A 12,887-nucleotide genomic window follows, 5' to 3' on the forward strand; every position below is an offset into this window, starting at 1 on the left:
CAACGTATCGATGGTAGGTCCATTGACTTACCTTAGGAGCACAGCATGACTAACAAAATCATCCTTGCACTCGAAGCAGAGCAGATGACCAAAGAGATCCCTACCTTTGCCCCGGGCGACACTATTGTCGTTCAGGTGAAAGTGAAGGAAGGCGACCGTTCGCGTCTGCAAGCGTTCGAAGGCGTGGTAATTGCCAAGCGTAACCGTGGTGTGAACAGTGCTTTCACTGTTCGTAAAATCTCCAACGGTGTTGGCGTAGAGCGTACTTTCCAGACCTACAGCCCGCAAATCGACAGCATGGCCGTCAAGCGTCGCGGTGACGTACGTAAAGCCAAGCTGTACTACCTGCGTGACCTGTCCGGTAAAGCAGCTCGCATCAAGGAAAAACTGGCTTAAGCCCAGCTTCCCGATGCAGAAAAAAGCAGCCTACGGGCTGCTTTTTTGTGCCTGCGATTTGTGCGGATCGCAGGGTGGCAGTTGTGGCTAGGACTGCCCTGGCTGGATGACTGCCAATAACGCCCACCCCGCCACTGGTTTCAAGCCGCTCTCTGGTGTTACCACATGCACCCAGCCACTGTTGTCACGGGCAAACAACAGGATCGCCCGTTCACCATGCAGTGCCTGATAGTCGTTCCAGCCAAACCCATCGGTCAGGTGGGTGGTGTACAGCTCGGCGCCTTGCCCCAGCAGGCTGGCGAGCTTGGAATAACTCAAGGGTTGGCTGCCCAGCAAGTGCCCGCGGTGTTCATGGCTGGCCCGGTGCTTGTCCGTGCGACGGCTCTCCTGGCTGCTGGTCAAGGTAAACAGGCGATGCCCGAAGTCGTGGCGAAAGCGCATGGCGGCCAGCGTGTTCAGTTCGCCCGAGGGCGACAGTGCCAGCAAATGTCCGAGCCCCACCAGGTCCAGGTGCGATTCGGCATGCTGCGAGGCCGGGTTGCCGAAGTAGGTTGGTAGCCCCTCCATACGGCTGGCGCGGATGTTCTCCCAGCTGGAGTCGGTCAACAGCACGCGGCTGCCCAGTTGCTGCAGGGCCTTGCCCAAGATGCGCGCCGGGCCATTTGCACCGACGATCAGAAAGCCACTGGGCGCAGGCTCGGCGACTTTCAGCAGGCGGGCCAGGGGGCGGGCGGTGGCGCTTTGCAGCACCACGGTGCCGATAATTACCGCAAAGGTCAGCGGCACCAGCAGCAATGCACCTTCGTGACCGGCTTCATCCAGGCGAATCGCAAATATCGCCGACACCGCTGCGGCCACAATGCCGCGTGGGGCGATCCACGCCAGCAGCGCACGTTCTCGCCAGTTCAGCTTCGAACCAACGGTCGACAGCGCGACATTGAGGGGGCGGGCAATAAACTGAATGATCAGCAACAGGATCAGGACGAAGGGCCCCAGGGCAATCAAGGCATTCAGGTCCAGGCGCGCCGCCAGCAGGATAAACAGACCGGAAATCAGCAGTACGCTGAGGTTTTCCTTGAAGTGCAGGATGTGTCGCACATCCACGCCTTTCATGTTGGCCATCCACATGCCCATCAGCGTCACCGCCAACAGGCCGGACTCGTGCATGACTTCATTGGCGGCGATGAACACGCCCAGCACCCCGGCCAGGGTCGCCAGGTTGTGCAGGTATTCCGGCAACCACTGTCGCCGCATGATCTGCCCCAGCAGCCAGCCGCCGGCAACCCCGAACAGGCTACCGCAGGCAATCACGCCGCCGAAAGTCAGCAGGCTATGGCTCAAGCCATCTCCGGAGGCGCGGCTGATGATGAAGCTGTAGACCACCACGGCCAGCAGTGCGCCAATCGGGTCTATGACGATACCTTCCCAGCGCAGGATGTTGGCGATGGAGGCTTTGGGGCGCACCACGCGTAGCATCGGGACGATCACCGTGGGGCCCGTCACCAGCGTCAGCGTGCCGAACAGCAGCGCCAGCATCCAGTCGAAACCCAGCAGCCAGTGGGTTGCCAGCGTGATCACCGCCCAGGTCGAAAGCGCGCCGAGGGTCACCAGGCGGTGGACCACGCTGCCAATCTCCTTCCATTCCGATAGGTGCAGCGTCAGGCTGCCCTCAAACAGGATCAGCGCCACCGCCAACGACACAAGTGGCATCAGCAAGGGGCCGAACATTTCTTGCGGGTCGAGCCAGCCCAGTACCGGTCCGGCCAGAATCCCGCTCAGCAAAAGAAACAGAATTGCTGGCAGTTTCAGGCGCCAGGCCAGCCATTGGCAGCCGAGTGCGGCCACACCAATGCCGCCAAAGGCCAACAAAATCTGTTGTTCGTTCATTAAAGCTCCCTGTTCCTTGAAGTAGCGGGCTATGAAAGACTAGTGACCCTAATCACAGTTCACTAATTAATTGCCGCAAAGCCCCGTGCCGCGTCGCTTGAGTGCCCATGCCCGCCATTGACCACCCCCTTATCGACCGTTTTCTCGACGCCCTTTGGCTGGAAAAAGGCCTGTCGGACAACACGCGCCAGGCTTACCGCAGTGACCTGGCCCTGTTCAACGGTTGGCTGCAGGAGAAAAACCTCGAGCTGATCAATGCTGGACGTGAGCTGATCCTCGATCACTTGGCCTGGCGTCTGGAGCAACACTACAAGCCACGTTCCACTGCGAGATTTCTCTCCGGCGTGCGTGGCTTTTATCGCTATTTGCTGCGCGAAAAGCTGATCGCAGTCGATCCGACTCTACAAGTCGACATGCCACAATTAGGTAGGCCTCTTCCTAAGTCTTTGTCGGAAAGCGACGTGGAGGCTTTGCTTGCTGCTCCCGATCTCAGTGAAGCCATCGGCCAGCGCGACCGCGCCATGCTCGAGGTTCTGTACGCGTGCGGCCTGCGGGTCACCGAGTTGATCAGCCTGACCCTGGAACAAGTGAACCTGCGCCAGGGTGTATTGCGGGTGATGGGCAAGGGCAGTAAGGAGCGGTTGGTACCGATGGGGGAGGAGGCAATAGTGTGGGTCGAGCGCTATATGCGTGATGCCCGCGGCGAACTGCTTGGCGGACGCCCCAGTGATGTGTTGTTCCCCAGCCTGCGCGGTGAGCAGATGACCCGCCAGACCTTCTGGCACCGCATCAAGCATCAGGCCAAGGTCGCCGGGATCAGCAAGTCCCTGTCGCCCCACACGTTGCGCCATGCCTTCGCCACCCATTTGCTCAACCACGGTGCGGATTTGCGCGTGGTGCAAATGCTGCTCGGCCACAGCGACTTATCCACCACCCAGATCTACACCCACGTGGCGCGCGCGCGTTTGCAGGAAATGCACGCCAAGCACCACCCGAGAGGCTGAAAACCGCCAATTTATTCCGCCGCGGGCTGCCCTGCGGCCCAACTGTGGTAGGCTTTGCCGGTTAGCAAAGGGGACGGCTCAGACCTGTATTAACAGACCCATGTCTTGCCCCCGTCCCTGCATCTGCCTTCAGGAGTTCCCATGCGCTTGACCCAGATTATTGCCGCCGCAGCCATTGCGTTGGTTTCCACCTTTGTTGTCGCCGACGACGCCGCCGAGCAGACCATCCGCAAGAGCCTGGCCAACCTGCAGCTCGACACCCCGATCGAAAGTATCAGTGCCAGCCCGATGGCCGGCCTGTACGAAGTCAAGCTCAAGGGCAGCCGCGTGCTGTACGCCAGTGCCGACGGCCAGTACATCGTCCAGGGTTACCTGTTCCAATTGAAGGACGGCAAACCGGTCAACCTGACCGAGAAAGCCGAGCGCCTGGGCGTGTCCAAGCTGATCAATGGCATCCCTGTGGCTGAAACCGTGGTCTACCCGGCGATCGGCGAGACCAAGACCCACATCACGGTGTTCACCGACACCACGTGCCCGTACTGCCACAAGTTGCACGCTGAAGTGCCTGCGCTGAACAAGCTGGGCGTGGAAGTGCGCTACGTAGCGTTCCCGCGCCAGGGCCTGGGTTCGCCGGGTGACGAGCAGTTGCAAGCCGTATGGTGCTCGGCCGACAAAAAAGCGGCCATGGACAAGATGGTCGATGGCAAGGAAATCAAGGCCGCCAAGTGCGCCAACCCGGTTTCCAAGCAGTTCGCGCTGGGCCAGTCCATTGGCGTGAACGGTACACCGGCCATCGTTTTGGCTGACGGCCAAGTGATTCCGGGCTACCAGCCGGCGCCACAAGTTGCCAAACTGGCGCTGAGTGCCAAATAAACCAGCATCGTCGAACCTTTGACGATCATGGCCCGTGGATAAGTCGGCGGGCCATTAATTGAAAGCCGCAGTTATGCGGCTGTTTTCCACGGCCGACCTCGCGTCGGCCGTTTCATGGGGAGTTCTTCAGTGAAACCGGTCAAAGTAGGCATCTGTGGGTTAGGGACCGTCGGTGGCGGCACCTTTAACGTACTTCAGCGTAACGCTGAGGAAATTTCCCGCCGCGCAGGCCGTGGGATTGAAGTGGCGCAAATTGCCACGCGTTCGCCGAAGCCTCAGTTCGAAACGACCGGTATTGCGATTACCAACGATGTCTTCGCCGTTGCCACCAACCCTGAAATCGATATCGTCATCGAGCTGGTCGGCGGCTACACCGTGGCCCGCGAGCTGGTGCTCAAGGCCATCGAGAACGGCAAGCACGTGGTCACCGCCAACAAGGCGCTGATCGCCGTGCACGGCAACGAGATCTTCGCCAAGGCGCGTGAAAAGGGCGTGATCGTTGCGTTCGAAGCCGCTGTGGCCGGTGGCATCCCGGTGATCAAGGCGATCCGTGAAGGCCTGTCCGCCAACCGCATCAATTGGGTCGCCGGCATCATCAACGGCACCGGTAACTTCATCCTCACCGAAATGCGCGAGAAGGGCCGTACCTTCGAAGACGTGCTGGCCGAAGCCCAGGCCCTGGGTTACGCCGAAGCCGACCCGACCTTTGATGTGGAAGGTATCGACGCAGCACACAAGCTGACCATCCTGGCGTCCATCGCCTTTGGTATCCCGCTGCAGTTCGACAAGGCCTACACCGAAGGCATCACCAAGCTGACCACTGCTGACGTGAACTACGCCGAAGCCCTGGGCTACCGCATCAAGCACCTGGGCGTAGCGCGCAGCACGCCGGCCGGTATCGAGCTGCGTGTGCACCCGACGCTGATCCCGGCCGACCGCTTGATCGCCAACGTCAATGGCGTGATGAACGCTGTGATGGTCAACGGTGACGCCGCCGGTTCGACCCTGTTCTACGGCGCCGGCGCCGGCATGGAGCCAACGGCTTCGTCGGTGATCGCCGACCTGGTGGACGTGGTCCGCGCCATGACCAGCGACCCGGAGAACCGCGTGCCGCACCTGGCGTTCCAGCCGGACTCGCTGTCGGCCCACCCGATCTTGCCGATCGAAGCCTGCGAAAGTGCCTACTACCTGCGTATCCAGGCCCAGGACCATCCGGGCGTGTTGGCCCAGGTCGCCAGCATCCTGTCGGAGCGCGGGATCAACATCGAGTCGATCATGCAGAAGGAAGTCGAGGAGCAAAACGGCCAGGTGCCGATGATCCTGCTGACCCACCGGGTGCTCGAACAGCACATGAACGACGCGATCGCCGCCCTCGAAGCCTTGCAAGGCGTGGTTGGCCCGGTAGTCCGGATCCGCGTTGAGCACTTGAACTAACCGATATGTTCCGGGGGCCCCGTGCAGTCGGCGGCCTCTGGTCAAGAATGTTTTAGAGGAGCCAGTCATGCGCTACATCAGCACCCGCGGCCAGGCACCGGCCCTGAATTTCGAAGACGTTTTGCTGGCAGGTCTTGCCACTGACGGTGGCCTGTACGTGCCGGAAAACCTGCCATGCTTCACCCAGGAAGAAATCGCTTCCTGGGCCGGCCTGCCGTACCACGAATTGGCCTTCCGGGTGATGCGCCCGTTTGTCACCGGCAGCATTCCGGATGCGGACTTTAAGAAGATTCTGGAAGAGACGTACGGCGTGTTTTCCCACAGCGCCATCGCCCCGTTGCGTCAATTGAACGGCAACGAATGGGTGCTGGAGCTGTTCCACGGCCCAACGCTGGCGTTCAAAGACTTTGCCCTGCAATTGCTGGGTCGTCTGCTCGATTACGTATTGGAGAAGCGCGGCGAACGCGTGGTGATCATCGGCGCTACCTCCGGTGATACCGGCTCGGCCGCCATTGAAGGCTGCAAACACTGCGAAAACGTCGACATCTTCATCCTGCACCCGCACAAGCGCGTGTCGGAAGTGCAGCGTCGCCAGATGACCACCATTTTTGGTGAGAACATCCACAACATCGCCATTGAAGGCAACTTCGATGACTGCCAGGAAATGGTCAAGAACAGCTTTGCTGACCAGAGCTTCCTGAAAGGCACGCGTCTGGTGGCAGTGAACTCGATCAACTGGGCGCGGATCATGGCCCAGATCGTCTACTACTTCCACGCCTCCCTGCAGTTGGGCGGCCCGGCGCGTTCGGTGTCGTTCTCGGTGCCGACCGGCAACTTCGGCGACATTTTTGCCGGTTACCTGGCACGCAACATGGGCCTGCCGATCAACCAGTTGATCGTCGCCACCAATCGCAACGACATCCTGCACCGCTTCATGAGCGGCAACCAGTACGTCAAGGAAACCCTGCACGCCACGCTGTCGCCGTCGATGGACATCATGGTTTCTTCGAACTTCGAGCGCCTGCTGTTCGACATGCACGGTCGCAACGGTGCGGCCATCGCGGGCTTGATGGACACCTTCAAGAGCGGCGGCGGTTTCAGCGTTGACGAAGAGCGCTGGACCGAAACCCGCAAGCTCTTCGACTCCCTGGCTGTGGACGATGCGCAGACCTGCGAAACCATCGCAGAAGTCTATGCCCAGACCGGCGAGCTGCTCGACCCGCACACTGCCATTGGTGTGAAGGCCGCCCGCGAATGCCGTCGCAGCCTGGATATCCCGATGGTGATCCTGGGCACCGCGCACCCGGTGAAATTCCCGGAAGCGGTGGAGAAGGCCGGCGTTGGCAAGGCGCTGGAATTGCCGGTGCACTTGGCTGACCTGTTCAAGCGCGAAGAGCGTTGCACCGTATTGGCCAATGACCTGAAGGCTGTGCAGGCGTTTGTCAGCCAGCATGGCAATCGTGGTAAGCCGTTGTAAGGCAAACCGTGCAGGCAAAAACGCCGCTTTCCCTTCCTTGGGTCAGCGGCGTTTTTGTTTCTGGCAGGCCCGGTCTAGTGTTACGAGAATAGTTTCTGCGCGACGACTATGACGGTGCCTACGGCGGCATAGAACCCTGTCGCGATACCCACCGGGTACCAGAAAGTCTCACAGGTTATCTTCAGGGATTCTTTGTTGAGTTTGTTCTGCTCTGCGTTCATACGTGCGATTTCAGCAAAAATACGTGAGACCTCGGCGTGCATTCTGTCTGTCGATGTTTGCTGTTCATTGTGTTCCGCCATCATCTTCATCCTTCGCAATAAGGGCCTTTTGACATGCGCTTTTACCTGGGTAGCAGCGTGACCTGCGCTCAACGAGTATAGGATTCACCACCAGCCTCAGCCCCCGGCAACCCCCAAATCAGCCACCCATTGCGTAAGCAGTTATGTGCGGCCGTTTTTTCGTTGTCATGTTGCAAGCGCATGCTGGAATCCGTCACCCCCTGACGGCCCCATAAAGACGATAAAGCGAACTTTCCTACGTCACAAACAGTCACTTAGGATAGATGCAGCTCCCGTTGAAACGATTGTTCCCGAACTATTGAGTGGTGATCGAGATGGAAAGTATCAGCCTATTGCTCGAAGAAGCACTGAGCCCTTATCAGGTTACGCTGACCACCTCTGGTGTGCAGGGCGAGTGCCTGGTGACGGTGAAGCATCCTGCTGGCGCTATCGTGGTCGAGCGTGAAGTCGATCGCGCGCAATTGATGGATAAGCGCGTGCTGGTGGATGTAGTGGATTGCCTGTTGCGCGACATCAAGATTGCCGAGGGGCGCGTGGAACCCTCAGTCATTGCGGCCATGCGCAACGCCGCCCAGACCCGTGGCGCTGCCGTTGCATGAAGAATTGTTTAAATGTGGAAACTTCCTACAAGGTGGCCGGTCAGAGTTCGTAACAGCAAGAGCAGGCATTGTGCTCCGGTGTTTGTGCCTTGCTGTACTGGTCTTTGTAGGCCACGTTTAACCCCGAAGTGTCTCCCCATGCTTCGGGGTTTCTTTTTGCCTGCGATTTGTCAGGGTTCAGGTGAATCCAGGAAAAAGCTCGGGTTGTCCTGCAGATAGTGTTCGCGCATGACCGGGTCCAGCCACTCGGCGTAGGCTTGCTGTAGCTGTGCCTGTGGGATCTCGCGCAAGGCCTGGTCAATTCGCTGTATGGCCAGGCGACCTTCAGGCGTGGCCGAGCAACCGATATGCGTATGCTGGTACGGCGCTGAGCCCTTGATGGGGTAGAACATCAGGTCTTCAGGGGCAATGCCTTGTTGCATGGCGTGATAGCGGATCTCCGGCGCGTAACCCAGAACGGCTTCCAGCCGGCCCAGGCGCTGCATTTGCAGCAGGCTGCCCAGGGCGTCATTGCCGTAATGGAGTGCCAGTGTGTGAGGGTCGGCACCCTTGAGCTGTTCATCGATCAGCGGGCCGTAGCTACGTTCGGCGGTTGCGCCTATACGTGCTCTATGGGAGCCAAGAAAAGCGTGCAGGTCGAATTGGCCCTCACCAATAAAGGGGGCCAGTTCTTCCTGCTGGATGCGTCGCAGGGTCACCCCATTACTCACCGAGACGAATGCCTGGGCGGAAAATACAACGTACTTGGCTCGTTCCTCCGTCCACAGCAGCGACGGGTCGCACGTCAGGACAGTGGGGTCGCGCAGCATCTGAATACCCCGGGCACGATTGACGTGCATCACCTGGTGCCGATACTCCGGCAGGCGCTCGCTGAGTATGGGCAATAACTTGTCCAATACCCCTTGGCCCTTCTGCGGCCCCTCAAAGATGGTGACCGGTGGTAAGTCGCGCAGCAGCCAGGTCAGTGTTTCTTCTGCGTGGGCGGACAGCGGCCATTCGCTCGCTATCGCGCAGACAAGACAGAGTTGCAGTAGCCGGCGCCGAGCATGGTAAACCATCAAATCGCGCCATCCTCACGCAAGCGAGTAATGGCCGCGCTGTCGTATCCCAGTTTATTGAGTAGCACGTTGTTATGTTCACCCAGCTGCGGCCCGACCCATTCGCAGCTGCCTGGCGTGTCCGACAACTTGGGCACGATGCCGGGCATCTTGAAGTCCTTGCCGTCGGGAAGCTGGGCCTTGAGGAACATCTCCCGGGCGAGGAATTGCGGATCGCCGAGCATGTCCTCGGCACTGTAGATTCGACTGGCAGGCACTTCGGCTTTATTCAATATTGCGACCACTTCATCCAGTGGCAGCGAATTCACCCAGCGATCAATGACGCCATACAGCTCATAACGGCGGTCATCGCGTCCGTCATTGCTGGTTAACTCAGGATCGTTGGCCAAATCTTCACGGCCAATAGCCGACATAAAGCGCTTGAAGATCGCATCGCCGTTGGCGCCAATCTGTACATGCTTGCCGTCCGCGCTGGTGTGGATCGAGGACGGCGTAATACCGGGCATGATGTTGCCGGTGCGTTCGCGAATAAAGCCGAACACATCGAACTCCGGGATCATGCTTTCCATCATCGCGAAGATGGCTTCATACAGCGCTACATCGACCACCTGGCCCACGCCGCCGTTGACTTCACGATGACGCAGCGCCATCAGCGCGCCGATCACCGCCCACAGCGCAGCAATCGAGTCGCCGATGGAAATGCCGGTGCGCACCGGTGGGCGGTCTTCGAAGCCGGTGATATAGCGCAGGCCGCCCATGGATTCGCCCACCGCGCCAAACCCAGGCTGGTCTTTCATCGGGCCGGTCTGGCCAAAGCCGGAGAGACGCACCATCACCAGCTTGGGGTTGAGTGCGTGCAGTGTTTCCCAGTTCAGGCCGAGCTTCTCCAGCACGCCGGGGCGGAAGTTCTCGATCAGGATATCGGCGTCCGCCAGCAACTGCTTGAGGATGGCCAGGCCGTCCGGGTGCTTGAGGTTCAGCGTCAGCGACTGCTTATTGCGCGCCTGCACAAACCACCACAACGACGTGCCCTCGTACAGCTTGCGCCACTTGCGCAGCGGGTCGCCGCCGTCCGGCGATTCGACCTTGATCACCTCGGCGCCGAATTCGGCGCAGATACGTGAGGCGAACGGGCCGGCGATCAGGGTGCCGAGTTCGATAACTTTCAGGCCGGCAAGCGGTTTGGCATTAAACGACATGAGGATCCTTGTCTGCGCAGGGCGGTGGTGTGATGCCTTTTAACATAGGCGGGCGGCCCAGGGATAAGGATGATGCAGCGCAGGATTCGTTGAATGACCCCGCCATCGGTTAGACTGGCCGCCTTTCCCTGTCTCTAGAAGTCCGTTCATGGCCCAGCCGTCCACGACCTACAAATTCGAACTCAACCTTACTGACCTCGATCGTTCGGTGTACGAGAGCGTCAAACAGACCATCGCCCGCCACCCTTCGGAAACCGAAGAGCGCATGACCGTGCGTCTGTTGGCCTACGCCCTGTTTTACAACGAGCAACTGGCGTTCGGTCGTGGGCTGTCAGATGTAGACGAGCCAGCCCTGTGGGAAAAAAGCCTGGATGATCGGGTTTTGCACTGGATCGAAGTCGGCCAGCCCGATGCCGACCGCTTGACCTGGTGCTCGCGCCGCACCGAACGTACCAGCCTGCTGGCCTACGGCAGCCTGCGTGTATGGGAAGGCAAGGTGGTGCCGGTGGCGAATAACCTGAAAAACGTACACATCGCCGCCGTGCCCCAGGAAATCCTCGAAGTACTGGCCAAAGACATGCCCCGTGTTATCAAGTGGGACGTGATGATCAGCGAAGGCACGATCTTCGTCACCGACGACCGTGGCCAGCATGAAGTGCAACTGCAATGGCTGGTCGGCGAACGCGGCTGATAATGTGGGAGCTGGCTTGCCTGCGATGCAGGCGCCTCGGTGTAACAGTCACCCCGTGGTGATCCCATCGCAGGCAAGCCATCTCCCACATTTGAAGTGTGTTGTTTTCAAAATTCCTGTTTAACCGTTGTATTGCAGAGAAGTCTCCGTCACCCCATGCGTATCGATCCTCGCCCATTGCCCGCTATCCTGCCGTTCCTCGGAGATTTGCCACCGCTGTTGACCCGTCTCTACGCCGCACGCGGGGTGCAGTCGGAAGCCGAACTGGATAAAAGCCTGGCGCGGTTGATCCCTTACCAGCACCTCAAGGGCATCGACGCGGCCGTGGACTTGCTGGTGACGGCGCTGGAGCAACGCCAGCGCATCCTGATCGTCGGTGACTTCGACGCGGATGGCGCCACTGCCAGCACCGTGGGTACCTTGGGCCTGCGTTTGCTCGGAGCGGCGCATGTCGACTATCTGGTGCCCAACCGTTTCGAATACGGCTACGGCCTGACCCCGGAAATCGTCGCCGTGGCCCTGCAGCGCGAACCGCAGTTGCTGATCACCGTGGACAACGGCATCTCCAGTGTCGAAGGCGTGGCAGCCGCCAAAGCCGCGGGGTTGAAGGTGCTGGTGACCGACCACCATTTGCCCGGCGACGAATTGCCGGCTGCGGATGCCATCGTCAACCCGAACCAGCCGGGCTGTGAGTTCCCGAGCAAGGCCCTGGCCGGCGTGGGCGTGATCTTTTATGTGCTGATGGCCTTGCGTGCGCGCCTGCGCAGTTTGGGGTGGTACGAGAACACGCCGCAGCCGAACATCGGCGAGCTGCTCGACCTGGTCGCGCTGGGCAGCGTTGCCGACGTGGTGCCCCTGGATGCCAACAACCGCATCCTGGTGCATCAGGGCCTTGAGCGTATCCGTGCAGGTCGCGCACGGCCGGGGATCAAGGCGATCCTGGAGGTGGCCAAGCGCGACGCTGCACGCATCACCTCGACCGACCTGGGCTTTATCCTCGGGCCGCGCCTGAACGCCGCTGGGCGCCTGGATGATATGAGCCTGGGTATCGAATGCCTGCTCACCAGCGACTTCGCCGCCGCACGGGAAATGGCGGCGCAACTGGACGGCATGAACCAGGACCGCAAATCCATCGAGCAAGGCATGCAGCGCGAGGCCCTGGCCCAATTGAAAGATTTGCCGGTGGAGTCGATGCCTTACGGCTTGTGCCTGTTCGACCCGGAGTGGCACCAAGGCGTGATCGGGATTCTCGCGTCGCGCATGAAAGAGCGTTACTTCCGCCCGACCATCGCCTTTGCAGACGCCGGTGACGGCCTGCTCAAGGGCTCAGGGCGCTCCGTGCAGGGTTTTCACATCCGTGATGCCCTGGCAGTGGTCGCAAGCCAGCATCCCAACCTGATCGCCAAATACGGCGGCCACGCCATGGCGGCGGGGCTGACATTGCCCGAGTCGAATTTCCCACTGTTTGCCGAAGCATTTGATGCTGAAGTGCGCCGGCAACTGTGTGAGGAAGACCTGACCGGCAGGTTGTTGACCGACGGTACCCTGGCGGTAGAAGAGTTTCACCTGGAGCTGGCGCGGGCCTTACGGCATGCCGGCCCGTGGGGGCAACACTTTCCCGAGCCGTTGTTCCATGGCGTGTTTCAGTTAGTGGAGCAGCGTGTCGTGGGGGAGCGGCACCTGAAAGTGGTGCTCAAGAGCGAATGCGGCTCGGTGAAACTCGATGGCATTGCGTTTGGGGTCGACCGTGAGGTCTGGCCTAACCCGACCGTGCGTTGGGTGGAGTTGGCCTACAAGCTGGATGTGAACGAGTTTCGTGGGAATGAAACCGTGCAGTTGATGATTGCGCACATCGAACCGCGCTAGATTTCAGCAGCACTATAAATCCAATGTGGGAGCGGGCTTGCTCGCGAATGCGGTGTGTTAGTCAAAGATGATGTGACTGATCTACCGCTTTCGCGAGCAAG

12 protein-coding genes are annotated in these 12,887 nt (G+C 59.9%); 8 read left to right on the forward strand and 4 right to left on the reverse strand.

Annotated features, from left to right (window positions below; genetic code table 11):
• The first annotated feature begins 45 nt into the window (after positions 1-45).
• Positions 46-396 carry a 50S ribosomal protein L19 gene (gene rplS / locus BFP95_RS13830; protein WP_003175895.1) on the forward strand — a complete coding sequence of 117 codons (351 nt, stop codon included), beginning with the start codon at positions 46-48 and terminating at the stop codon, positions 394-396.
• An 87-nt stretch (positions 397-483) separates the two neighbouring features.
• Here rplS and BFP95_RS13835 read toward each other — a convergent pair whose 3' ends face one another.
• Positions 484-2,283 carry a cation:proton antiporter gene (locus BFP95_RS13835; protein ID WP_065874566.1) on the reverse strand — a complete coding sequence of 600 codons (1,800 nt, stop codon included), beginning with the start codon at positions 2,281-2,283 and terminating at the stop codon, positions 484-486.
• 107 nt (positions 2,284-2,390) lie between these two features.
• On the opposite strand from BFP95_RS13835, the gene xerD reads away from it, so the two are divergent.
• The 4 genes from xerD (at position 2,391) to thrC (ending at position 7,071) form a co-directional block, all read left to right on the forward strand.
• On the forward strand, positions 2,391-3,287 hold the full coding sequence (gene xerD / locus BFP95_RS13840; RefSeq protein WP_065874567.1) for a site-specific tyrosine recombinase XerD: 897 nt from the start codon (positions 2,391-2,393) through the stop codon (positions 3,285-3,287).
• A 141-nt stretch (positions 3,288-3,428) separates the two neighbouring features.
• Complete coding sequence (locus tag BFP95_RS13845; RefSeq protein ID WP_064053737.1) at positions 3,429-4,160, forward strand: thioredoxin fold domain-containing protein; 732 nt, start codon at positions 3,429-3,431, stop codon at positions 4,158-4,160.
• Positions 4,161-4,289: 129 nt separating this feature from the next.
• The gene (locus BFP95_RS13850) at positions 4,290-5,594 is read left to right on the forward strand and encodes a homoserine dehydrogenase (protein ID WP_049711679.1); all 1,305 of its coding nucleotides are present in this window, start codon (positions 4,290-4,292) and stop codon (positions 5,592-5,594) included.
• Positions 5,595-5,661: 67 nt separating this feature from the next.
• Positions 5,662-7,071, forward strand: a complete 1,410-nt coding sequence (gene thrC, locus BFP95_RS13855) for a threonine synthase (RefSeq protein WP_065874568.1) — start codon at positions 5,662-5,664, stop codon at positions 7,069-7,071.
• Positions 7,072-7,151: 80 nt separating this feature from the next.
• On the opposite strand, the gene BFP95_RS13860 is transcribed toward thrC, so the two are convergent.
• Entirely contained in the window at positions 7,152-7,373 is a 222-nt protein-coding gene (locus BFP95_RS13860) for a hypothetical protein (protein ID WP_049711681.1), read from the reverse strand.
• 314 nt (positions 7,374-7,687) lie between these two features.
• Between BFP95_RS13860 and BFP95_RS13865 the strand changes: the two genes are divergently transcribed.
• Positions 7,688-7,972 (forward strand): DUF3509 domain-containing protein, encoded by a 285-nt coding sequence (locus tag BFP95_RS13865; RefSeq protein ID WP_065874570.1) that lies wholly within the window; start codon positions 7,688-7,690, stop codon positions 7,970-7,972.
• A gap of 170 nt (positions 7,973-8,142) precedes the next feature.
• Here BFP95_RS13865 and BFP95_RS13870 read toward each other — a convergent pair whose 3' ends face one another.
• Together BFP95_RS13870 and BFP95_RS13875 are read right to left on the reverse strand one after the other, a co-directional pair.
• Positions 8,143-9,030: a TIGR02285 family protein gene (locus BFP95_RS13870; protein WP_065874571.1), complete on the reverse strand. Its 888-nt coding sequence runs from the start codon at positions 9,028-9,030 to the stop codon at positions 8,143-8,145.
• Positions 9,030-10,229, reverse strand: a complete 1,200-nt coding sequence (locus BFP95_RS13875; RefSeq protein WP_065910313.1) for a CaiB/BaiF CoA transferase family protein — start codon at positions 10,227-10,229, stop codon at positions 9,030-9,032. The genes BFP95_RS13870 and BFP95_RS13875 overlap by 1 nt, the downstream gene beginning before the upstream one ends.
• A 148-nt stretch (positions 10,230-10,377) precedes the next feature.
• On the opposite strand from BFP95_RS13875, the gene BFP95_RS13880 reads away from it, so the two are divergent.
• Complete coding sequence (locus BFP95_RS13880) at positions 10,378-10,920, forward strand: YaeQ family protein (RefSeq protein ID WP_032890801.1); 543 nt, start codon at positions 10,378-10,380, stop codon at positions 10,918-10,920.
• Positions 10,921-11,076: 156 nt separating this feature from the next.
• A complete protein-coding gene (recJ, locus tag BFP95_RS13885) occupies positions 11,077-12,786 on the forward strand; it encodes a single-stranded-DNA-specific exonuclease RecJ (RefSeq protein WP_065874573.1) in 1,710 nt (569 codons plus the stop codon).
• Positions 12,787-12,887: the final 101 nt, after the last annotated feature.

The sequence above is a fragment of the Pseudomonas sp. 58 R 12 genome (genome assembly GCF_900005865.1).
GTDB lineage: Bacteria > Pseudomonadota > Gammaproteobacteria > Pseudomonadales > Pseudomonadaceae > Aquipseudomonas > Aquipseudomonas tritici.

Coding starts and splice junctions, on each gene's coding strand:
- rplS (WP_003175895.1), top strand. CDS start 46: ATGACTAACAAAATCATCCTTGCACTCGAAGCAGAGCAGATGACCAAA.
- BFP95_RS13835 (WP_065874566.1), bottom strand. CDS start 2,283: ATGAACGAACAACAGATTTTGTTGGCCTTTGGCGGCATTGGTGTGGCC.
- xerD (WP_065874567.1), top strand. CDS start 2,391: ATGCCCGCCATTGACCACCCCCTTATCGACCGTTTTCTCGACGCCCTT.
- BFP95_RS13845 (WP_064053737.1), top strand. CDS start 3,429: ATGCGCTTGACCCAGATTATTGCCGCCGCAGCCATTGCGTTGGTTTCC.
- thrC (WP_065874568.1), top strand. CDS start 5,662: ATGCGCTACATCAGCACCCGCGGCCAGGCACCGGCCCTGAATTTCGAA.
- BFP95_RS13860 (WP_049711681.1), bottom strand. CDS start 7,373: ATGGCGGAACACAATGAACAGCAAACATCGACAGACAGAATGCACGCC.
- BFP95_RS13865 (WP_065874570.1), top strand. CDS start 7,688: ATGGAAAGTATCAGCCTATTGCTCGAAGAAGCACTGAGCCCTTATCAG.
- BFP95_RS13870 (WP_065874571.1), bottom strand. CDS start 9,030: ATGGTTTACCATGCTCGGCGCCGGCTACTGCAACTCTGTCTTGTCTGC.
- BFP95_RS13875 (WP_065910313.1), bottom strand. CDS start 10,229: ATGTCGTTTAATGCCAAACCGCTTGCCGGCCTGAAAGTTATCGAACTC.
- BFP95_RS13880 (WP_032890801.1), top strand. CDS start 10,378: ATGGCCCAGCCGTCCACGACCTACAAATTCGAACTCAACCTTACTGAC.
- recJ (WP_065874573.1), top strand. CDS start 11,077: ATGCGTATCGATCCTCGCCCATTGCCCGCTATCCTGCCGTTCCTCGGA.